Source organism: Candidatus Pelagibacter sp. Uisw_136 (assembly GCF_047720275.1).
Lineage (GTDB): Bacteria > Pseudomonadota > Alphaproteobacteria > Pelagibacterales > Pelagibacteraceae > Pelagibacter.
In genome coordinates this window covers 764,818-785,727 of sequence record NZ_CP159812.1, presented here as the reverse complement: position 1 = coordinate 785,727, position 20,910 = coordinate 764,818, and the positions used below count along the sequence as shown (strand labels likewise).

General features: G+C 29.4%; 22 protein-coding genes and 1 pseudogene. 13 read left to right on the top strand and 10 right to left on the bottom strand.

Going from position 1 to position 20,910, the window contains the following annotated elements; genetic code table 11:
• Positions 1 to 19: 19 nt before the first annotated feature.
• Positions 20 to 709: an HAD-IA family hydrolase gene (locus ABXT53_RS04235; RefSeq protein ID WP_415289811.1), complete on the bottom strand. Its 690-nt coding sequence runs from the start codon at positions 707 to 709 to the stop codon at positions 20 to 22.
• Positions 710 to 779: 70 nt separating this feature from the next.
• On the opposite strand from ABXT53_RS04235, the gene ABXT53_RS04230 reads away from it, so the two are divergent.
• The 11 genes from ABXT53_RS04230 to ABXT53_RS04180 all read left to right on the top strand — a co-directional run bounded on the left by ABXT53_RS04230 (position 780) and on the right by ABXT53_RS04180 (position 12,491).
• The gene (locus ABXT53_RS04230) at positions 780 to 1,403 is read left to right on the top strand and encodes a DapH/DapD/GlmU-related protein (protein WP_415289810.1); all 624 of its coding nucleotides are present in this window, start codon (positions 780 to 782) and stop codon (positions 1,401 to 1,403) included.
• 1 nt (position 1,404) lies between these two features.
• Complete coding sequence (glmS, locus tag ABXT53_RS04225; RefSeq protein ID WP_415289809.1) at positions 1,405 to 3,225, top strand: glutamine--fructose-6-phosphate transaminase (isomerizing); 1,821 nt, start codon at positions 1,405 to 1,407, stop codon at positions 3,223 to 3,225.
• Between the two features lie 4 nt (positions 3,226 to 3,229).
• Positions 3,230 to 3,976: a YdcF family protein gene (locus ABXT53_RS04220; protein WP_415289807.1), complete on the top strand. Its 747-nt coding sequence runs from the start codon at positions 3,230 to 3,232 to the stop codon at positions 3,974 to 3,976.
• 56 nt (positions 3,977 to 4,032) lie between these two features.
• Complete coding sequence (locus ABXT53_RS04215; RefSeq protein WP_415289805.1) at positions 4,033 to 5,412, top strand: class II 3-deoxy-7-phosphoheptulonate synthase; 1,380 nt, start codon at positions 4,033 to 4,035, stop codon at positions 5,410 to 5,412.
• Positions 5,413 to 5,451: 39 nt separating this feature from the next.
• Positions 5,452 to 6,189, top strand: a complete 738-nt coding sequence (nadE, locus tag ABXT53_RS04210) for an NAD(+) synthase (RefSeq protein ID WP_415289804.1) — start codon at positions 5,452 to 5,454, stop codon at positions 6,187 to 6,189.
• Positions 6,190 to 6,234: 45 nt separating this feature from the next.
• Positions 6,235 to 7,596 (top strand): cysteine--tRNA ligase, encoded by a 1,362-nt coding sequence (gene cysS, locus ABXT53_RS04205; protein WP_415289802.1) that lies wholly within the window; start codon positions 6,235 to 6,237, stop codon positions 7,594 to 7,596.
• Positions 7,593 to 9,194 (top strand): citramalate synthase, encoded by a 1,602-nt coding sequence (cimA, locus tag ABXT53_RS04200; RefSeq protein ID WP_415289801.1) that lies wholly within the window; start codon positions 7,593 to 7,595, stop codon positions 9,192 to 9,194. Before cysS ends, cimA begins: the two co-directional genes overlap by 4 nt.
• Positions 9,194 to 9,907: an RNA methyltransferase gene (locus tag ABXT53_RS04195; protein ID WP_415289799.1), complete on the top strand. Its 714-nt coding sequence runs from the start codon at positions 9,194 to 9,196 to the stop codon at positions 9,905 to 9,907. Before cimA ends, ABXT53_RS04195 begins: the two co-directional genes overlap by 1 nt.
• Positions 9,908 to 9,947: 40 nt before the next feature.
• A complete protein-coding gene (gene rpsD / locus ABXT53_RS04190; RefSeq protein WP_415289798.1) occupies positions 9,948 to 10,565 on the top strand; it encodes a 30S ribosomal protein S4 in 618 nt (205 codons plus the stop codon).
• Between the two features lie 3 nt (positions 10,566 to 10,568).
• Complete coding sequence (locus ABXT53_RS04185; protein ID WP_415289796.1) at positions 10,569 to 11,180, top strand: class I SAM-dependent methyltransferase; 612 nt, start codon at positions 10,569 to 10,571, stop codon at positions 11,178 to 11,180.
• Between the two features lie 120 nt (positions 11,181 to 11,300).
• Positions 11,301 to 12,491: a class I SAM-dependent methyltransferase gene (locus tag ABXT53_RS04180; RefSeq protein WP_415289795.1), complete on the top strand. Its 1,191-nt coding sequence runs from the start codon at positions 11,301 to 11,303 to the stop codon at positions 12,489 to 12,491.
• Between the two features lie 4 nt (positions 12,492 to 12,495).
• Here the strand turns inward: ABXT53_RS04180 and grxD are convergent, their stop codons facing one another.
• The 9 genes from grxD to sfsA are packed head-to-tail and all read right to left on the bottom strand — an operon-like array spanning position 12,496 to position 19,725.
• Positions 12,496 to 12,828 (bottom strand): Grx4 family monothiol glutaredoxin, encoded by a 333-nt coding sequence (grxD, locus tag ABXT53_RS04175; RefSeq protein WP_415277729.1) that lies wholly within the window; start codon positions 12,826 to 12,828, stop codon positions 12,496 to 12,498.
• Between the two features lie 2 nt (positions 12,829 to 12,830).
• Complete coding sequence (locus ABXT53_RS04170) at positions 12,831 to 13,058, bottom strand: BolA/IbaG family iron-sulfur metabolism protein (RefSeq protein ID WP_415289793.1); 228 nt, start codon at positions 13,056 to 13,058, stop codon at positions 12,831 to 12,833.
• Position 13,059: 1 nt separating this feature from the next.
• A complete protein-coding gene (gene purL, locus ABXT53_RS04165) occupies positions 13,060 to 15,252 on the bottom strand; it encodes a phosphoribosylformylglycinamidine synthase subunit PurL (RefSeq protein ID WP_415289791.1) in 2,193 nt (730 codons plus the stop codon).
• A complete protein-coding gene (gene purQ, locus ABXT53_RS04160; RefSeq protein ID WP_415289790.1) occupies positions 15,252 to 15,935 on the bottom strand; it encodes a phosphoribosylformylglycinamidine synthase I in 684 nt (227 codons plus the stop codon). Before purQ ends, purL begins: the two co-directional genes overlap by 1 nt.
• A gap of 6 nt (positions 15,936 to 15,941) precedes the next feature.
• The gene (gene purS / locus ABXT53_RS04155) at positions 15,942 to 16,184 is read right to left on the bottom strand and encodes a phosphoribosylformylglycinamidine synthase subunit PurS (RefSeq protein WP_415289789.1); all 243 of its coding nucleotides are present in this window, start codon (positions 16,182 to 16,184) and stop codon (positions 15,942 to 15,944) included.
• 1 nt (position 16,185) lies between these two features.
• Positions 16,186 to 16,968, bottom strand: a complete 783-nt coding sequence (gene purC, locus ABXT53_RS04150) for a phosphoribosylaminoimidazolesuccinocarboxamide synthase (protein ID WP_415289787.1) — start codon at positions 16,966 to 16,968, stop codon at positions 16,186 to 16,188.
• Positions 16,968 to 18,260 (bottom strand): adenylosuccinate lyase, encoded by a 1,293-nt coding sequence (purB, locus tag ABXT53_RS04145; protein ID WP_415289785.1) that lies wholly within the window; start codon positions 18,258 to 18,260, stop codon positions 16,968 to 16,970. The genes purC and purB overlap by 1 nt, the downstream gene beginning before the upstream one ends.
• A 3-nt stretch (positions 18,261 to 18,263) precedes the next feature.
• Complete coding sequence (map, locus tag ABXT53_RS04140; RefSeq protein ID WP_415289784.1) at positions 18,264 to 19,034, bottom strand: type I methionyl aminopeptidase; 771 nt, start codon at positions 19,032 to 19,034, stop codon at positions 18,264 to 18,266.
• Positions 19,027 to 19,725, bottom strand: coding sequence for a DNA/RNA nuclease SfsA (gene sfsA / locus ABXT53_RS04135; protein WP_415289783.1), 699 nt, complete (start codon positions 19,723 to 19,725; stop codon positions 19,027 to 19,029). The genes map and sfsA overlap by 8 nt, the downstream gene beginning before the upstream one ends.
• A gap of 21 nt (positions 19,726 to 19,746) precedes the next feature.
• Here sfsA and ABXT53_RS04130 point away from each other — a divergent pair.
• Both ABXT53_RS04130 and ABXT53_RS04125 read left to right on the top strand, forming a co-directional pair.
• Positions 19,747 to 20,495 (top strand): annotated as a pseudogene (locus tag ABXT53_RS04130) (competence/damage-inducible protein A).
• Positions 20,496 to 20,499: 4 nt separating this feature from the next.
• Positions 20,500 to 20,901, top strand: coding sequence for a gamma-glutamylcyclotransferase family protein (locus tag ABXT53_RS04125; RefSeq protein ID WP_415289781.1), 402 nt, complete (start codon positions 20,500 to 20,502; stop codon positions 20,899 to 20,901).
• Positions 20,902 to 20,910: the final 9 nt, after the last annotated feature.

Genomic DNA, 20,910 nt, shown 5'->3' with positions numbered 1-20,910 from the left:
AGTAAGAAAAAAGATTAAATCAATCTTTTAAATAAGTTGAAACTATTTTTTCAACACCCATAAAGTCTTTTATCAAATGATTATGGTAAATTTCATTAGAATTTTTTTCTGTATAACCATTTTCTAATAAAATTACTGGTATCGAGGCGGCTTTTGCAGCATTTGCATCAGTTTCACTGTCACCAAACATTAGAGATTTTTTTACATCACCACCAATGATTTCAATTATACTTGTTATATGTCTTGGATCAGGTTTACAATAATCAAAAGTATCTGATCCAGCAACGTATTCAAAATAATCGTAAATCCCAATTTTTTTTAATAGGTCAATTGCTAAGTTCTCTTGTTTATTAGTACAAACTGCCATTGAAATTTTTTTTTCATTACACCACTTCAAAAACTCTTTTACACCATTAATAAGTGTGCTTTCTTTAATGATATTTTTTCCATAAAAGTTAACAAAATCCTTAACCATTTCAGCTTTAATTTTTTGATCATCAATTTTACCAAATTCTTTTTTAGCTTGCCCCCATATAGATCTACCAATCATCGCACCAGCTCCTTGTCCAACAAGATTTCTAATATCTGCAGTAGATTTAGTTGGATAACCATATTTTTTCATTACATGATTATGGGCATTCATTAAATCAGGTGCGGTATCAACTAATGTTCCATCCAGATCAAATAATATTGAGTAATTTTGAGTCATTAATAAAGTATTTTTAAGAAATAAATTGTGAATTAAGATATCTATACACTTAATATAAAAATATTTCCAGATGAAACAAATAAATTCTAATATTGAACAAGAAAAACTTCGTAAATTTTTTATCAAGTCTGGTGTAAAAATGATTGGACCTGAGACTATTTTTTTTTCAAAAGACACTAAGATTGGAAAAAACGTTATCATCAATCCATATGTTGTCATTGGGCCAAAAGTTAAAATTGGCAATAATGTAACTATCAATTCATTTTCACATTTAGAAGATTGTAAAATTAAAAATAAAGTTGAAGTTGGACCTTATGCAAGATTAAGACCAGGCACTATTCTTGAAGAGGGATCAAAAATTGGAAATTTTGTTGAAGTTAAAAAAAGCATAGTTGGAAAAAAATCAAAAATTAACCACTTATCTTATATTGGTGATAGTGAAATAGGAAAAGATGTAAATATAGGAGCTGGAACAATTACCTGTAATTATGATGGTGTTAAAAAAAGTAAAACAAAAATTAAAGATAATGTATTTATAGGCTCTAATTCATCATTAGTTGCGCCTATCACTCTTGAAAAAAATAGCATTGTTGGAGCTGGCTCAGTGATTACCAAAAAAGTAAAAAAAAATTCATTAGCTTTAACGAGAAACTCTCAAACAGAAGTTAAAAATTATAAAAGAAAAATAAAATAATATGTGTGGAATTATAGGAATAGCTAGTAATAAACCAGTATCAGCTGCGATCATTAATTCTCTTAGAAAATTAGAATATAGAGGTTACGACTCATCAGGTATTGCGACTTTATCTGAAGGTTTGATAAATGAAGCAAAATCAGAAGGCAGAGTTGATATTTTAGAAAAAAACCTTGCAGTTAAAAATATGTTAGGACCAATTGGAATTGGTCATGTTAGATGGGCAACACATGGAATTCCAAATACTATTAATGCCCATCCCCATTCATCAGAGAGTGTATCAGTAGTGCATAATGGTATTATTGAAAATTCTACAATTTTAAAAAAATATTTAATTAACAAGGGCCATGTATTTAAATCTCAGACAGATACGGAAGTAATTGTTCATTTAATAACAGAATATTTAAAAGAACTTAATTTAAAAGATGCAATTATTAAAACTCTTAAGCAGCTACATGGAAGTTTTGCTTTAGGTATAATTTTTAAAGACCAGCCAGATCTTATAATCGGCGCAAGACGAGGATCACCTCTAGCAGTTGGTTATGGTCCAAACGAAAATTATTTAGGTTCAGATTCTTACGCTTTAAAATCTATGACCAATAAAATTTCATATTTAAATGATGGAGAGTTTTGTATCATTAAAAAAGACCAAGTTGAGTTTTTTGATGAAGAGGGCTTAAAGGTTAATAAAAAAGTTTTAGAATTATCTTCTAAAGAACAAGATTATGACAAAGGTGACTTTAAGCATTTTATGGCCAAAGAAATTGAGGAACAGCCAACAACACTAAAGAACTGCATAAACGAGTATGTTGATACAATTAACAACGACATCAATATCCATAATTTTCCCTGGGATATAAAAGAAATTTCTTCCGTTACTTTAATTGGTTGTGGAACGGCTTATCATTCTTGTTTAATGGCAAAGTATTGGTTTGAAGAAAATACTACACTAGATGTGACAATTGATATTGCATCCGAGTTTAGATATCGAAAAAACAGATTTAAAAATGACAATTTGTATATTTTTGTTTCTCAGTCTGGTGAAACAGCAGACACATATGCTGCGTTAGATTTGTGTAATAAAAATAATATGAAAACTTGTAGTGTAGTTAATGTTATAGAAAGTTCAATTGCAAGAGATTCTAATTTTGTTTTACCCATTCATTGTGGACCTGAAATTGGTGTAGCCTCTACAAAAGCTTTTATGGGTCAAATGTTAGTTCTTTATATTTTGGTATTAAAATTAGGTATTTTAAAAAAGGACTTAGATAAAGATTTATATTTAAACAAAATTAAAGACTTAAAAGTATTACCTAAGTTAGTTGAGAAAACTTTACTTACAGAGAGCAAAATTCAAACAGTTTCCAGTTCATTTACTGACGCAAAAGGATCAATGTTTTTAGGAAGAGGTTTTTCCTACCCAATTGCTTTAGAAGGGGCGTTAAAGTTAAAAGAATTAGCTTACGTTCATGCAGAAGGCTACCCTGCGGGTGAGATGAAGCACGGTCCTTTAGCTTTAATTGAAGATGGAATGCCAGTTATTGTCTTAGCACCAAGAGATAATTATTATAAAAAAACAATTTCCAATATGCAGGAAGTAATAGCAAGAGGTGCCAAAGTTTTATTAATCACCAATAAAAGTAAAGATGAAGTTTTTTCAGAAAATATTTGGGAAACAATATTGGTTGAAAGTGCTAATGATGATTTGTTACCTTTTTTACTAACCGTACCTTTACAAAAATTAGCTTATTATTCAGCTCTTAAAAAGGGATACGACATTGATAAGCCTCGAAATTTAGCTAAATCTGTAACTGTTGAGTAATACTTTGAATTTATATTTTTATTTTTCAAAGATTTTTACCCCACTATTAGTACCAAGTAATATTCTTATTTTTCTACTTATCATCTTTTTTTATATAGGTTTTTTTAAAAAAAAGATTTTTTTTAGAAAAGTTTTTACTTTTTTTTTTATAATATTTTCGATAATTTCAGTTTTTCCTGTAGGACATAATCTAATATATTTCTTTCTTGAAAAAAAATTTTATTCTGTAGAAATACCAGATAAAGTTGATTATATTTTTGTACCCTCTGGCTCTTTACGTAGGACTATTTATGCAATAAATTTAAGAAATAAACCAAAACTAGATCAGGTAAAAATTTTATTTTCCTCGGGTATTGGTTATTTGGATAAAGAGAATGGCATGGATAAAGAAACATTCTTAATAAAAAATTTGATTTCAAGTTCAAACTTAAATAAAGATAGTATTATTTTTCTACCTGAGGCTCGAAATACATTTGAAAACTTTAAAAGACTAAATGAGTTCCTAATTGAAAAAAATGAAAGTGAAAGTAAAATTATTTTAATTACTGATGCTTTCCATATGAGTAGATCATTATCAATAGCAAAAAAGTTTAATCTCAATATTTTTGCCTTACCCTCTAATTATATAACCAAGCAAAATCCAACTGGAATAATTAACTCTTATCAAAGTATATATTTTGTTAACAATCTGATAAAATTTGACATATTTATTAAAGAATTAATATCCAAGAGTTTTTTAAGATTCTTATAAGCTTTTATGGATGTTGAATAATAAATAAATTCTGATAGAACACCCCTAGGTTGAATATGAAAAATTGGAAAATAAATAGCTGGAGAAATTATCCTGTAAAACATATTCCGGAATATCCGGATCAAAAAGAATTAGATGGGGTTTTAAGCAAAATTAAAAAATTTCCTCCCTTAGTTTTTGCTGGTGAGACAAGACATTTAAAAGAACAATTAGCAGATGTTGTTGATGGAAAAGCTTTTTTATTACAAGGTGGAGACTGTGCAGAAAGTTTTGCTGAATTTCATCCTGATAATATTAGAGATACATTTAAACTGATACTTCAAATGTCGCTAGTGCTTACTTATTCTGCTTCACTACCAGTTATTAAACTCGGAAGAATTGCTGGACAATTTTCTAAACCAAGAAGTTCTTCTGTCGAAAATATTGATGGTGTTGAACTGCCTAGTTATTTAGGTGATAATATTAATGGTATGGAATTTAATAAAAAATCAAGAGTTCCAGACCCAAAGAGACTTTTTAAAGCATATTCTCAGTCTGCATCTACACTTAATCTCATAAGAGCCTTCTCCCATGGAGGTTTTGCTGATCTTAAAAAAGTACATACTTGGAATTTAGGTTTTATTAAGAATTCTCCTGCTGCTAAAAAATTTAAAGATTTAGAGGATAGAATAGCAGATGCCTTAGCATTTATGGATGCATGTGGAATCAATTCTGATTTTAATAGAAGACTAAAAACGGTGAATTTTTGGACCTCACATGAAGCTTTGTTACTTCCTTTTGAACAATCTATGACCAGAGTAGATTCTACAACTGGTGAATATCATGATACCTCAGCCCACTTTGTTTGGATAGGAGATAGAACTAGACAATTAGATGGTGGACATGTTGAGTTTTGTAGAGGAATTGAAAATCCAATTGGAATTAAATGTGGACCAACATTAAAAGCTGAAGATTTAATAAAACTTTGTAATAAAATAAACCCAAAAAATGAAAAAGGAAAAATAACTTTAATTTCAAGATTTGGACACGAAAATGTTTCTAAATTTTTACCAAAATTGATAAGAGCCATTAAAAAAGAAGGTTTAAATGTAATATGGTCCTGTGATCCTTGTCATGGAAATACTATTAAATCTACAACCGGATTTAAAACAAGACCATTTAACAGTGTAGTGAAAGAAGTAAAAAATGTTTTTGACTGTCACCAGAGTGAAGGAAGTTATGCTGGTGGACTACATATTGAAATGACAGGTCAAAATGTTACAGAATGTACAGGTGGTGCGCAAAAAATATCTGATCAGGATTTATCTAGCCGATACCACACTCATTGTGATCCAAGACTTAATGCTAATCAAGCCTTAGAATTAGCCTTTTTAATTTCTGATGAAATTAAAAAAAACGCTGCTTATTCAAAGAAAAAAATTAAAGCGGCATCATAACAAGGTGTGTTAAATAAAATTTCGATTATAGTATAAAGAATGAAACCATTAGAAAAAGCAAAATTTATAAGTAATTGGATTAAAGATTATGTAGAAAAGATGCCAAATAAGGCTCAATCTTTAGTTATTGGTGTTTCTGGAGGAATAGATTCTTCTGTATCAAGCACATTGAGTGCAATGACAGGTATAAAAACAATTGTTTTATCAATGCCAATTAAGCAAAAATCATCACAACATGATTTAAGTTTAAGACATCAAGAATGGCTTGTTAAAAATTTTAATAATGTTGAGGCAAACACACTGAATTTAGATAAATTATTTGAAACATTTGAAGATACTCTTTCTGATTTTAATAGTGAGCTTGGAATGGCAAATTCTAGAGCAAGAATTAGAATGACAACTCTTTATCAGGTAGCTGCTGCAAATAAAGGTATTGTAGTTGGTACTGGAAATAAAGTAGAAGATTTTGGAGTAGGTTTTTATACAAAATATGGAGATGGAGGGGTAGACATTTCTCCTATTGCAGATTGTAATAAATCAGAAGTGTGGGAAATAGGTAAATCTATTAGTGTACTACAAGAGATAATTGAAGCAGCTCCAACTGATGGATTATGGGATGACGGTAGGACTGACGAAGGTCAATTAGGTCTTAAATATGAAGAATTAGAAGAAGCAATGAGTAATATTAATTCAATAAACCGTGAAAAATACGAAAAAATAAGAAAGATCAACTTGCATAAAATGGAACCAATTCCAGTTTGCAAGATTCCCAACTAATCTTATCGATTCACAAATCTATAATTAAAGTATAATTCTAAGATAATGAATAAGGATATTTATTTAACAAACAATCTAAGTAACAAAAAAGAAAAGTTTGTTCCACTAGATATTAAAAAAATTGGAATGTATGTTTGTGGTCCAACTGTTTATAATAACCCACACATAGGTAATGCAAGACCTCTTGTTATTTTTGATATTTTATACAAAGTTTTAAAATCAAAATATGGGTATGATAAGATAAACTATATAAGAAATATTACTGATATTGATGATAAAATAATTAAATCAGCAAAAGAAAAAAATATTTCAATATTTGAATTAACCAATAATATTATTAAAGATTTTAATGATGATTGTACTTATTTAAATTTAGATCATCCAACACAACAACCTAAAGCAACAGATCACATTGATCTTATGATTAAAATGATAACATCTTTAATAGATAAAGATTTTGCTTATGAGGCTAACAATCATGTGTATTTTGAAGTAAATAAATTTAGTGATTATGGAAAACTATCAAATAAGAAATTAGAAGATTTAATTGCAGGATCTAGAGTTGAAGTTTCAGAGAATAAAAAAAAATCAGAAGATTTTGTTTTATGGAAGCCCTCTAAGGATGATGAACCTTCTTGGGATTCACCCTGGGGGAAAGGAAGACCCGGCTGGCATTTGGAATGTTCCGCAATGTCTAAGAAATACTTGGGAGATATATTTGATATACATGGTGGAGGAATTGATCTGATTTTTCCTCACCATGAAAATGAAATTGCACAATCAAGATGTGCTAATGACACTAAAATATTTGCAAACTATTGGATCCATAACGCATTTATTACTATGTCCAATGAAAAAATGGCTAAATCAACTGGCAACATACTTAAGATTAAAGATTTTAAAGATAATGTTGATGGACAAGTTTTAAAACTTGCTCTTATGAGCGCTCACTACAAACAACCATTAGACTGGAACGAAAAGCTCTTAGAAGATTGCAAAAATACTATTGATAAATGGTATGAAGTTTACTTATCCTCAAATGACAAAACAGTTCTAAATGAAGATATTTTATCTCCGTTATATGATGATTTGAATACACCTGGATATATTGCAAATCTTCACCAGCTTTATGACAAGGCTTTAAAGGGAGGTAACGAAGAGAAAAGTTTATTTGTATTAGCTTGTAATTTCATTGGTATTTTAAATAAGACAAAAGAAGAGTGGATTGAATTTAAAAAGAAAAAATCATCTATTAATGAAGGTGATATTTTAGAAATGATTGAACTTCGAAATCAGGCAAGAGAAGACAAGAATTATAAAGAAGCAGATATTATTAGAGATAAACTTTTAGATAAAGGGGTTTTAATAGAAGACAAAGATGGTAAAACAATCTGGAAACTAAAATGAGTAAAGAACAACTTTTTATATTTGATACAACTCTAAGAGATGGTGCACAAACGCAAGGTGTAGATTTTTCTGTAGATGATAAATTAAAAATTGCCTTAGCTTTAGATAATTTAGGTGTTGATTATATTGAGGGTGGGTGGCCAGGAGCAAACCCTACAGATACTGAATTTTTTCAAAAAAAGCATTCATTTAATAATGCTAAACTAACATCTTTTGGTATGACTAAAAGAACTGGTCGAAGTGCCGATAATGATCCTGGACTTTCAGCGCTTTTAAATTCAAATACACCAGCAGTTTGTATTGTAGGAAAATCATGGGATTTTCATGTTGATATAGCCCTTGGTATTTCTAATGAAGAAAATTTAGAAAATATTAAAGAAACAGCCAAACATTTTGTTAAAGAGAATAAAGAATTTATGTTTGACGCAGAACATTTTTTCGATGGCTACAAAGCTAATCCAAATTATACTTTATCATGTCTTAAAGCAGCATTTGATGAAGGAGCAAGATGGATTGTCTTATGCGATACTAATGGGGGAACGTTACCTCATGAAGTTACAAAAATAGTAACAGAAGTTTCTAAAATTATACCTGGAAAAAATTTAGGCATACATGCACACAACGATACAGGTAATGCAGTTGCAAATTCTTTAGCTGCAGTTTGGGCTGGGGTTAGACAAGTGCAAGGAACCATCAATGGCTTAGGTGAAAGATGTGGTAATGCTGATTTAATGTCATTAATTCCTACTTTTTTTTTAAAAGATGATTTTTCTTCTAAATTTCAATTAAAAATTAAACCAGACAATATTAAAAATTTAACTCAATGCTCTAGGTTATTAGATGAGATTTTAAATAGAAAACCTAACAAACATCTTCCATACGTTGGTGCTGCTGCTTTTTCTCATAAAGGTGGTCTTCACGTATCAGCTGTTCAAAAAGATCCAAAAACTTATGAGCATATTGATCCAGAAGAAGTTGGAAACTCTAGGAATATTGTTGTTTCAGACCAATCTGGTAAATCTAATATAATTTCAAGATTAAAAACTATCGGTATTGAAATAGAAGAGAGCGATCCTAAAATTAAAAAACTTTTAGATGAAGTAAAAGATAGAGAATTTATTGGTTATAGTTATGACGGTGCTGATGCATCGTTTGAATTATTAGCTAGACGAATTATCAGCAAAATACCAAGGTATATACTGATTAAAGAATACGATGTTTCTGTTAAAAAAGATTCGTCAGGAGCAATTGTTTCTTCTGCTAAAGCACAGCTAGAAGTCGATGGTGAAAAGATTATGTGTACGGGTGAAGGAAATGGTCCTGTTAATGCACTAGATAATGCTATTAGACAAAATGTAGATCGATTAAACAAATACTCTAAATATTTAAAAGATTTAAAATTAGTCGATTACAAAGTTAGAATTTTAAATACAGGCACTGAAGCAATCACTAGAGTTTCAATAGAAAGCACTGACTCAAAAGGTAAAAACTGGTTCACTATTGGTGTCTCGGCAAATATAATTGATGCTTCATTTAAAGCATTGGTTGATAGTTTGGATTATAAATTATTTAAAGATAATGCCCCAGCAAGTCTTTAATGTTGTTTAACAATATCTCATTTATCTTACATCAACCTCAACTATCAGAAAATATTGGAGCTTGTGCTAGAGCTATAAAAAACTTTAACTTTAAAAAATTAGTCATTGTTAAACCAAAACCAATTTTCCCAAATGATAAAATTCTAGCAACCTCAGTTGGTGCGAAAGATCTAATTATTAATGCTAAAGTTCATGAAACTTTAGAATCTGCTGTAAAAAAGGTAGATTATGTTATTGCAACGTCAGCAAGATTTAGAAATAAAAATATTAAACATATTAATTTAGAAGATTTAAAAAAAATTGATTTTAATAAAAAGATAGCTTTTTTATTTGGATCAGAAGCATCTGGCTTATCTAATAATGAGATTAGTTATGCTAACTATACTATGCAAATACCAACTAACTCTGATTTTAAATCTTTAAACTTGTCTCACAGTGTCATTATTATTGCTCATACAGTAGCAAGCATTATCAATTTAAAAGGTGCAAAGTATTCTAAATCAAAAAAAGTAACCTTCGCTAGCAAGAAAGACATCCAAGCAATGACCAACTTATGCATCAAAAAATTAGAGGAAAAACACTTTTTCAAGCCTTTAGAGAAGAGACCAATTATGCTTGAAAACTTAAGAAGCATTTTTTCTAAAATGGAGCTTTCTGAGAAGGAAATGCGTATTTTATCGAGCGTATTCGCTAGTTTGTCCAAAAAAGGTTGATTGACAAAATAATGAGTAAGTTTATAACCCCATCTATCAAATGACAAAAAGAATTAGTGCTAAACATAAAATAGACAGAAGGTTAAAAATTAACCTATGGGGAAGACCTAAAAGTCCTTTTAATAAAAGAGATTATGGTCCAGGACAGCATGGTCAAGGAAGAAAAGGAAAACCATCTGATTACGGAATTCAGCTACAAGCTAAGCAAAAATTAAAAGGTTACTATGGTAACATTAACGAAAGACAATTCAGAAATATTTATAAAAAAGCTACCATGTTAAAAGGGGATACTGGTGAAAATTTAATTGGATTACTTGAGAGAAGATTAGATTCAGTAGTTTATAGAGCAAGATTTTCAACAACAGTATTTTCAGCAAGACAACTTATTAACCATGGTCACGTAAGAGTTAATGGTAAAAAAGTTAATATTTCTAGCTATATGGTTAAAGAGGAAGATATAATTGAAATTAGAGACAAATCTAAACAGTTAGCTTTCATTGATATTGCTTTAGCAAACAAAGAAAGAGAAACTCCAGAATACATTAACTTAGATGAAAAGAATAAAAAAGTTACCTTTGTAAGAACGCCTAAGTTTGATGAAGTTCCTTACCCAGTAATTATGGAACCTAATCTAGTAATTGAATACTATTCTCGTTAATTCTTGATTAAAAGAACTTCCAAAAAATACATAAACAATCTTTTACAAAATAACACTACATGGAATATTTTAGATATTGGATGTGGATATAATGCTAATAAATTTGCAAAAGTTATTTGCGATGTACAAGATTTATCAAATCATTACAAAGATAAAAAATTCATTAAATTAAAAGAAAAAAAACTACCTTTTAAAGATAAGGAGTTTGATTTCGTTGTAGCTAGCCATGTCATGGAACATGTTGAGGATGTTGACTTTTTTATTAAAGAATTAGAAAGAGTATCAAAAAAAGGTTATATCGAATTACCAACTATGCTTGAAGACAATCTGGTCTTTGAAAACAAAAAAGATCATCTGTGGCACATGGATTTTGATGATGTAGAAAATAAACTATTAATTTCAAAAAAAGTTCAGTATTTTGAACCCGTACTAACAGTATCTACAATTAAAAAGTTAAATGAAGTTTTTAGAACAAGCTTAGTTTTAGAGCTCATTTGGGAAGATAGAATTAATTATATTGTTAATCAAAGTACAGAAGATACTTTTAAAAAAATATCAGTACTAAACTTATTAAAAAAATACTTCTCAAAAAGATTGAGAATGCTCTTTAAATAACTACATTTTAAAATATTAATATTATAAAAACCTCAATATAATTGAGAGATAATCCTAAGTGAATTTTATATAAATTTATTATATATTTTTCTTATAAAAAAAATTTTTATGAGAATTTAAATGATGTTAGCAAGATATTTAGATAAATTGTTCAAGAATGATGGTTTTCTATTAATTGATGCAAATTTAAATAAATACATTGTAGGCATACCAAAAAATAATAACCCAATTACAGTTAAGATTTTAGATAAGAAACTCCATTATAAATTATTTTTTCGTCCAGATTTATATTTTGGAGAAGCCTATTCTAATGGTGATATACAAATCGAAAATGGAAGTTTGACTGATTTTTTAGATATAGCGCTTATGAATATAGGAAGAGGCGAATTAAATATTTTTAGCATGCTGATAAATAAATTTTATGGTTCTTATAGATATTTAACAAACTTTAATTTTATAAAAAAATCTAAAATGAATGTTGCTCATCATTATGATCTTTCAGATGATTTATACAGTTTATTTTTGGATCCTAAAAAACAATACTCTTGTGGATATTTTAAAAATGAAAATAATACTCTAGAAGAAGCTCAAAATAATAAGATACAGCATATAATAAAAAAACTTAATATAAAGCCAAATCAAAAAGTTCTTGATATAGGTTGTGGCTGGGGATCTTTAGCTATAGATATTGCAAAAAGTACTAATTGCGAAGTTACTGGAATTACTCTATCTGAAAATCAGTTTAACTACTGTGTTAAAAAAGCAAAAGAACTTAATTTAGAAAATCAAGTTACCTTTAAAATAATAGATTACCGTCAGTTAGATGAAAAGTTTGATAGAATTGTAAGTGTTGGAATGTTTGAGCATGTAGGTAGAAAATTTTATAAAAACTTTTTTAAGAAAATTGACAAGTTACTTAATGTCGATGGTGTTTCTTTGATACACACTATTGGCTCAGTTAATCCTCCTAGAGACCCACATCCTTGGATAACCAAGTATATTTTTCCAGGTGGCTATACACCTAGTCTGAGTGAGGTGGTAACACCTATAGAGAAAGCTGGATTAATAGTATCTGATATAGAAATTCTTAAATTACATTATTCTCATACCCTAAGACACTGGAAAGAAAATTGCATAAAAAACAAAATCCAAATAATTAATATGTTTGATGAAAAATTTTTTAGGATGTGGGAGTTTTATTTAGCTAGTTGTGAAAGTGCTTTTAAATGGGGAGACCAAGTGGTTTATCAATTCCAACTAACAAAAAACTATGTCTCAACACCCGCTACTAGAGATTATATTTATAAGTAATAAATTATTTCTTAAAATTAATTCCTTTATCCTCAAGTACTTTCTTGAGTTCACCGTTTTCATACATTTCTTTAAAGATGTCACAGCCACCAACAAATTCACCCTTAATGTAAACTTGTGGAATAGTAGGCCAGTCACTGAATTCTTTTATACCTTCTCTTAAAGCTTGAGATTCTAGAACATTGATCCCTTTATAATTTACTTCTAAAATTTTTAACATGTTTGATGTAGCCATAGAAAATCCACACTGAGGAGCATCCGGTGTTCCTTTCATAAACAAACATACTTCGTTAGTATCTATATGACTTTGAATTAAATTTTTTGTGCTATCGTCCATTATTACTCCTTTGTTTTAATTGCTAATGCGTGAAGTTCGTTACCCATTTTCCCCTTTAAAGAATTATATACCATCTTGTGTTGTTCAATTTTGCTTTTTCCAGAAAACTCTTTAGAGGTTATTGTTGCTGAGTAGTGATTACTATCACCTGCTAAGTCTTGAATTTCTATTATAGCATCTGGTAAAGCTTCTTTAATGAGTGTTTCAACTTCTTTTATATCCATTGCCATTTTAATTTTCCATATAGTTAGTTAACCAATTTGTATGTGATTTAATCAAATCGTCAATTGATACTTTTGTCTTATCATCAATTATTAAACTATTGTTATTTACCGATCCAAGTTCATCAAAATGCACGGAGTTTTCTTGAAGTATTTTAGTAGTACTTTCTAGATCATCTTTACTAATTTCAATAATGTATCTCCCTTGGTCTTCACTAAATAAGTATTCGAACTGATTAATTAAGTAATTTGGTTTTTTAAGAGTTGCACCTTTTTTACCTTTAATACACATTTTAGAAAGAGCAGTAATTATTCCACCTAAAGAGACATCATGAGCTGACTTAATATATTTTTTATCAATAAGTTTTAATATTGTTTCACCATTATTTTTTTCATTAAAAAGATTAATTTCAGGAGGAGGTCCATTTTTTTCATTTAGAATATCTCTTGCAAATAAGCTTTGATCCAAGTGACCCTCAGTTTTACCAATAACTAACAGTATATTATCAGCTTGTTTTAAATCCATTGTAACCATGTTTTGGTAATCTTTAATTAAACCAACACCACCAATTGCAGGAGTGGGCTTAATACCAATGTCTTTAGTTTGGTTATAGAAGGAAACATTTCCTGAGACTACTGGGAACTTTAAATAAGCACTTGCTTCACCTAGGCCTTGAACACACTCTACAAACTCACCCATATTCTCTTCATTTTCAGGACTACCAAAATTTAAACAGTTAGTAATTGCGATTGGTTTTGCACCAACTGAAATTAAGTTTCTCCAACTTTCACAAACAATTTGTTTTCCACCACTTAAAGGGTGAGCCCAACAATATACAGCAGAAGAATCAACAGATGCTGCAACTGCTTTATTGGTACCATGAACTCTAACAACACCAGCGTCTCCACCAGGTTTTTGAATAGTATCACCCATAACAGTATGGTCATACTGTTGCCAAATCCATTCTTTATTACATACATTTGGATTAGATAATATTTTGTTTAAAATATTTTTTACTTTTAAGGTTTTAAATAATTCTTTCTCAATTTTAATTTTTTTAGGTAATTTGGCTTTTTTCCATTTTCGGTCATACATAGGTGAGTTTTCAACTAAAGTATTAACAGGAATATCTGCTACTTTTTCTTCATCAAAATAAAGTTCAATTTTTTTACTTTTTGTTGTTTTGCCAATTACAGCAAAATCTAAATTCCATTTATCAAATATTTTTTTAGCCATTTCTTCTTTACCATTTTCCAAAACAATAAGCATTCGCTCTTGACTTTCTGATAGCATAATTTCATAAGGGGTCATGTTTGCTTCTCTACAAGGAACTTTATTTAAATTGATCTCAATTCCTAAATTTCCTTTTGAAGCCATTTCAATACTTGAAGAGGTTAATCCTGCAGCACCCATATCCTGAATAGCAATAATTGAATCTCCTGCCATTAATTCTAAACAAGCTTCTAATAATAATTTTTCAGTAAAAGGATCACCAACTTGAACGGTTGGTTTTTTTTCTTCAATTTTATCATCAAATGAAGCTGATGCCATGCTAGCACCATGAATTCCATCACGACCAGTTTTTGAACCAACATAGATCACAGGTTTTCCTAAACCTGCAGCTTTTGAGTAAAAAATCTTATCTTTTTTAACATGACCTAAAGTCATAGCATTTACTAAAATGTTACCATTATAAGACTTGTCAAAACTAGTTTGACCCGCAATTGTTGGAACACCCATACAATTACCATATCCACCTATGCCATGAACAACTCCACGTAATAAATTTTTAGTTTTTTTATGCTGAGGTGAGCCAAAATGAATTGAGTTTAAATTAGCTATTGGTCTTGCACCCATTGTAAAGACATCTCTCATAATACCACCAACACCAGTTGCAGCACCTTGATAGGGCTCAATAAATGAAGGGTGATTATGACTTTCAATTTTAAATACAATTGCATCATCATCACCAATATCAATAACACCAGCATTCTCTCCAGGTCCTTGAATAACGTTCTTTCCTTTAGTAGGAAGGTTTTTAAGATGAAATCTTGAAGATTTATAAGAACAATGTTCATTCCACATTGCTGAGAAAATACCTAGTTCGGTAATATTGGGAACTCTTTCTAATAAATTACAGATTTTTTTATATTCATCTTTTTTTAAACCGTGATCGATCGCAAGTTGTTCGTTAACTATCATTATTTTAAATTATTAATTAAGTTTTTAAAAAATATTGAACCATCTTCACCTGATAAAGCAGGGTCTATCATTCTTTCAGGATGAGGCATCATTCCTAAAACATTTTTTTGTTTATTAAATACACCAGCTATATTTTGTAATGAGCCATTAGGATTAGATTGTTCATTAATATTTCCGTTTTCATCTGAATAAAATAAAGCTATTTGGTTATTGTCATTAATTTCTTTAATTTGTTCATTAGAGCAAAAGTAATTTCCTTCATTATGAGCTATATGAAACTCATAGACATCTTTTTTATCATCTTTAAAATAAGAGTTGTCTCTGTTATTAGCTTTAACAAAAACGTTTTTGCAAATAAATTCTAGGTATTTATTTCTAAGTAGCACACCTGGAAGCAAACCTGATTCAACTAGAATTTGAAAACCATTACATATCCCCATAACTTTACCACCCCCTTGAGCAAAGTTTAGAACCGACTTCATAATTTTTGATTTTGATGCCATACTTCCACATCTAAGGTAATCCCCATATGAAAAACCACCTGGTAAAACTACTAGATCACTTTTTGGAAGCTCAACATCGTCATGCCAAACCATTTTATTTTTAAAACCAAATTTTTTTAAAGCTACATCCATGTCTCTATCACAATTAGATCCAGGAAAGGTTATTACGGATGAATGCATTATTTATTATTGTAATCCAATAATTTTAAAGTCTTCTATTACTAAATTTGCCAAAAGTTTTTTGCACATGTCTTCTACTTTTGCTTCAGCTTTTTTCTTATCATCTTCTTTAGTATCAATTTCAAAATATTTTCCTTGCCTTACTTCATTGATCCCTTCAAAACCCATACCATCCAAGGTTTGGTGAATAACTTTACCTTGAGGATCCAAAACATCTTTCTTAAGAGTTATAACTACTGATATTTTCATATTATTTTCTTTTTTTAATTGATCTTAATTTAGTAACATTAACAGCACTTAAGTTTGATTGTTCGTGTAAAATACCAAGTCTTTTAGCAACTTCAGTGTAAGCAGGAATTAAGTCACCCAAGTCCTTACGAAATCTATCTTTATCTAGTTTTTTATCAGTAATACTGTCCCATAATCTACACGTATCAGGGCTAATTTCATCAGCTAAAATAACTTCATTTTTACCATTTTCTTTAAGTCTTCCAAATTCAAGTTTAAAATCAATTAGTTTAATTCCAACTCCTCTGAACATTCCAATCATGAAGTCATTAATTCTAAGGATCATTTTTTTAACTTTTTCTAATTCAGATTTTGTAGCCCAATCAAATGCTAATATATGCTCTTCTGCAATAAGTGGATCACCTAAACTATCATCTTTTAAACAATATTCTAATAGAGGCTGCTTTAAAACTGTTCCATCTTCAATACCAAGTCTTTTAGTAATAGAACCTGTTGCAACATTACGAACAATAAACTCAATAGGAATAATTTCTACCAATTTAATAATTTGTTCTCTCATGTTTAGTCTTTTAACTAAGTGATTTTTAATCCCAATTTGAGTTAGGTTTGATAAAATATGCTCAGATATTCTATTGTTTAGAACACCTTTACCTTCAATGGTTGATTTTTTTAAGTTATTAAAAGCTGTTGCGTCATCTTTAAAATATTGGATAACTAAATTTTTATCAGATGTCGCATAAATTATTTTTGCCTTACCCTCATATAATTTTTTACCTTTTTTCATTATCTAAAAACTCTTCTAAAGATCAAATCTATATTTTTAAAGTGTGATGAATAGTTAAATATTGACTTTAATCTTTTTGAAGAAATTTTAGTCATTATGAATTCATCGTTTGAAATAACATCAAATAAATTTAGGTTTTCTGCAAAACATTTTTTTGCATAGTTTTGAACCATTTTGTAAGATTGCTCTCTACTTAATCCTGATTTTGTTAGCTCTAACATTACTTCTTGAGAAAAAATTAAACCTTTGGTTATGTTTAAATTTTCAATCATCTTTTTTGGATAGACAATCATATTATCTAAGATATTACTAAGTCTAGCTAAAGCAAAATCTAAGGTTATATTAGCGTCAGGACCAATATTTCTTTCAACACTTGAGTGAGAAATATCTCTTTCGTGCCATAATGCAATATTTTCTAGGGCAGGGATAACAGCACTACGGACCATTCTTGCAAGACCTGTTAAATTTTCACTTAAGATGGGATTTTTTTTATGAGGCATTGCTGACGAACCTTTTTGATCTTTTGAAAAAAACTCTTGCACTTCATAAACTTCTGTTCTTTGTAAATGTCTGATTTCAATCGCAACTCTTTCAACTGATCCAGCAATAATTCCAAGTATAGAAAAATAAAAAGCATGTCTATCTCTTGGTATTACTTGTGTTGATATAGGCTCAATTTTTAACCCAAGTTTTTTTGCTACATGTTTTTCAACGTTAGGATTAATATTTGCAAATGTTCCAACTGCACCGGAAATTGCACATGTTGAAATTTCATCAATTGCATCAACTAATCTCTTTCTATTTCTCTTAAACTCTTCATAAAATGACGCTAATTTTAAACCAAAGGTGATAGGTTCAGCATGAATTCCGTGACTTCTACCCATACAAGGTGTGTATTTGTATTTTTTAGCTTGTTTCTTTAAAACCTTTAAAATTTGATCTATATCACCAAGTAGAATTTTACCTGATTGAACTAATTGAATATTTAAACTGGTATCTAGAACATCAGAAGATGTCATACCTTGATGAAGGTATCTTGCTTTAATCCCTGCTTTTTCAGTAATAGAGGTTAAAAATGCTATTACATCATGCTTAACTTTACTCTCTATTTGGTGAATTCTTTTGACATTTATTTTAGCTTTATTTCTGACAATTGACGCAACACCTTTAGGAATTTGGCCTAATTTTTCCATGGCTTCGGCAGCTGCAACCTCTACATCGAGCCAAATTTGGTATTTATTTTCTTCTGACCATATGTCAGTAAGTTGTTTTCTAGAATATCTTTTAATCATTAATTATAAGTAAGGAGGCTTTGAATAACCTTTAACAGATTCTGTAAAGATTTCATAACCATTTTCAGTAATGCCTAACGTGTGCTCAAATTGTGCTGATAAAGATTTATCTTTAGTAACTGCAGTCCAGCCATCTTTTAGCATTTTAACATCCCATTCACCTGTATTTATCATGGGTTCAATTGTAAAAGTCATACCAGGTCTAAGCTCCATACCTGTATTTCTTCTTCCATAATGTAAAATATTTGGCGGTTCATGAAATGTTGTACTTATTCCGTGGCCACAAAAATCTCTAACAACTGAGTAGCCTTTTTTTTCAACAAAAGATTGTATTTCATATCCAATATCACCTAACTTTAATCCCGGCTTTAACAAGCTTATTGCTCTCATCATAGACTCGTAAGTAGCATCAATTAAGTTGTTAACTTTAATAGGAGTTTTGCCAACACAAAACATCCTACTGGTATCACCATAATGTTCATTAATTATAGCTGTCACATCAACGTTTAAGGCATCACCCTCAACCAAAACTCTATCTGAGGGTATACCATGACAGACAACATGGTTTAAAGAAGTACATAATGATTTTTTAAAACCTCTATAAAAAAGTGGTGCAGAATATCCATTATTATCTCTTATAAATTCATAACCTAATTTATCTATGAATTCAGTAGTTACTCCTGGCTTAATGTTATCAGTAAGCATATCAAGAGTTCTTGCTGCAAGATTTCCAGCAACTCTCATCTTTTCAAATTTTTCTAAATAATCAGGCATTAATAATTTTAATTTTTTTATCTATTTTAATTTCTTTTGGACTTATTTTACATTGATAAGCCAAAAAAATAACTCCAGCTTTTTTTGCAAGTAAATAATTTTTATAATATTCTTTATCAATGTCTTTTGCTATTTTAAAATTATCAACACCCTCTATTTGGACCAAGAATAATAAATAGGACTTATAACCATTTTTAACTGCTTCTATGAGGGTTTTTAAATGCTTTGAACCTCTAGTAGTAACTGCGTCTGGAAATTCTGCAGTTTTTTCTTCTCTAAGTAAAGTAACATTTTTAACTTCTACAAATATTTTTTTTTTATTTTTTTGAACTAGAAAATCAAATCGTGTTTCTTTATTGAAAAATACCTCAGGTTTAATACTGTCATTGTTTGCAACTTCTTTAACTAGGTTATTAGATAAACCATGGAAGGCAATTTTATTTGCAAAATGAGTATTAACACCTACTAAATTTTTTTTAACTTTAATTATCTCAAGAGTATATTTTAGTTTTCTTTTAGGATCGTCATTTTTAGATACATAAACCTCATTTCCCTCATTTAATAAACCCTTCATGGATCCAGTATTAGGGCAATGTGCTATAACAGTTTCCTTACCAATTTTAACGTCTGTAAAAAATCTCTTATAACGTTTGATAAATTTGCCTTTTATTAAAGCTTTAGTAAATTCCATATTTAAATTATATATTTAATAATGATTCAAAATACAAAATTTAATGCCGCAATACTTATTATTGGTAATGAAATCCTCTCTGGAAGAACACAAGACACCAATACTAGCACAATTGCTCAATGGCTGAATTCAATTGGTGTAAAAGTTATTGAGGTTAGAGTTATCCCAGATATCGAAAATACAATTGTTGAGACTGTTAATCATTTAAGAAAAGTTAATAATTATGTATTTACCACTGGTGGTATAGGCCAACACACGATGATATTACAGCACAATCTATTTCAAAAGCATTTAACCTTGAGTATGAAATACACGAAGAAGCTTTTAAAATATTAGAAGCTTATTATAAGGTAGGAGAGTTCAATGAAGGTAGACAAAAAATGGTATGGATGCCACGAGATGCTAATTTAATATTAAATCCAACAAGTGGCGCACCAGGATTTAATATTGAAAATGTTTTTTGCTTACCAGGAGTTCCATCAATTTTAAAATCAATGTTGGGAGGATTAAAAAATAAGATAGTAGGGGGAGATCCAATATTAAGTCACACAATAAGTTTAAAAACTGTTGAAAGTGAAATTGCTAACTCCTTAACTAAAGTACAAAATGATAATGAGGATGTTGAAATTGGTAGTTACCCCTTTTTCCAAGCAGGAAAACTAGGTGTATCAATAGTAATACGATCTGAAGAGCAATTTAAAATTGACAAGTGTAGTTTTGAAATATTAGAATTTGTTAATCAAAAAAAAATAGAAATAGTTGTCAGATAGTTAAATGCTTTATTTTGCTTATGGTAGTAATCTAAATCATTTTCAAATGAAAAAAAGATGCAAAGACAGTGTGTTTTTAAAAAAAATTAATCTATATAATTTTAAATTAACTTTTAGAAGCAAGTATAGAGCCGCTGATATAGAGCCTAAAAAAAAATCAATTGTTCCAGGAGCTTTATTTGAAATATCCAAAAATGATGAAAAAAAACTAGATGTTTATGAGGACTATCCAATTCTGTATAAAAAATATTATTTTACTTATTATGGTAAAAAAGTAATGACTTATACAATGACTAAAAAAACTTTATTTGCATACCCAACAGAACGATATTTGCATGTTGTAAAGAGAGGTTATAAAGATTGTAATTTAGATAATTACATTCTTAAAAAAGCATTAAAAGCATAATTGTTATAG

Excerpts from the sequence above, each read along its gene's own strand:
- ABXT53_RS04235 (WP_415289811.1), bottom strand. The coding sequence starts at position 709 with ATGACTCAAAATTACTCAATATTATTTGATCTGGATGGAACATTAGTT.
- ABXT53_RS04230 (WP_415289810.1), top strand. The coding sequence starts at position 780 with ATGAAACAAATAAATTCTAATATTGAACAAGAAAAACTTCGTAAATTT.
- glmS (WP_415289809.1), top strand. The coding sequence starts at position 1,405 with ATGTGTGGAATTATAGGAATAGCTAGTAATAAACCAGTATCAGCTGCG.
- ABXT53_RS04215 (WP_415289805.1), top strand. The coding sequence starts at position 4,033 with ATGAAAAATTGGAAAATAAATAGCTGGAGAAATTATCCTGTAAAACAT.
- nadE (WP_415289804.1), top strand. The coding sequence starts at position 5,452 with ATGAAACCATTAGAAAAAGCAAAATTTATAAGTAATTGGATTAAAGAT.
- cysS (WP_415289802.1), top strand. The coding sequence starts at position 6,235 with ATGAATAAGGATATTTATTTAACAAACAATCTAAGTAACAAAAAAGAA.
- cimA (WP_415289801.1), top strand. The coding sequence starts at position 7,593 with ATGAGTAAAGAACAACTTTTTATATTTGATACAACTCTAAGAGATGGT.
- ABXT53_RS04195 (WP_415289799.1), top strand. The coding sequence starts at position 9,194 with ATGTTGTTTAACAATATCTCATTTATCTTACATCAACCTCAACTATCA.
- rpsD (WP_415289798.1), top strand. The coding sequence starts at position 9,948 with ATGACAAAAAGAATTAGTGCTAAACATAAAATAGACAGAAGGTTAAAA.
- ABXT53_RS04180 (WP_415289795.1), top strand. The coding sequence starts at position 11,301 with ATGATGTTAGCAAGATATTTAGATAAATTGTTCAAGAATGATGGTTTT.
- grxD (WP_415277729.1), bottom strand. The coding sequence starts at position 12,828 with ATGGACGATAGCACAAAAAATTTAATTCAAAGTCATATAGATACTAAC.
- ABXT53_RS04170 (WP_415289793.1), bottom strand. The coding sequence starts at position 13,058 with ATGGCAATGGATATAAAAGAAGTTGAAACACTCATTAAAGAAGCTTTA.
- purL (WP_415289791.1), bottom strand. The coding sequence starts at position 15,252 with ATGATAGTTAACGAACAACTTGCGATCGATCACGGTTTAAAAAAAGAT.
- purQ (WP_415289790.1), bottom strand. The coding sequence starts at position 15,935 with ATGCATTCATCCGTAATAACCTTTCCTGGATCTAATTGTGATAGAGAC.
- purS (WP_415289789.1), bottom strand. The coding sequence starts at position 16,184 with ATGAAAATATCAGTAGTTATAACTCTTAAGAAAGATGTTTTGGATCCT.
- purC (WP_415289787.1), bottom strand. The coding sequence starts at position 16,968 with ATGAAAAAAGGTAAAAAATTATATGAGGGTAAGGCAAAAATAATTTAT.
- purB (WP_415289785.1), bottom strand. The coding sequence starts at position 18,260 with ATGATTAAAAGATATTCTAGAAAACAACTTACTGACATATGGTCAGAA.
- map (WP_415289784.1), bottom strand. The coding sequence starts at position 19,034 with ATGCCTGATTATTTAGAAAAATTTGAAAAGATGAGAGTTGCTGGAAAT.
- sfsA (WP_415289783.1), bottom strand. The coding sequence starts at position 19,725 with ATGGAATTTACTAAAGCTTTAATAAAAGGCAAATTTATCAAACGTTAT.
- ABXT53_RS04125 (WP_415289781.1), top strand. The coding sequence starts at position 20,500 with ATGCTTTATTTTGCTTATGGTAGTAATCTAAATCATTTTCAAATGAAA.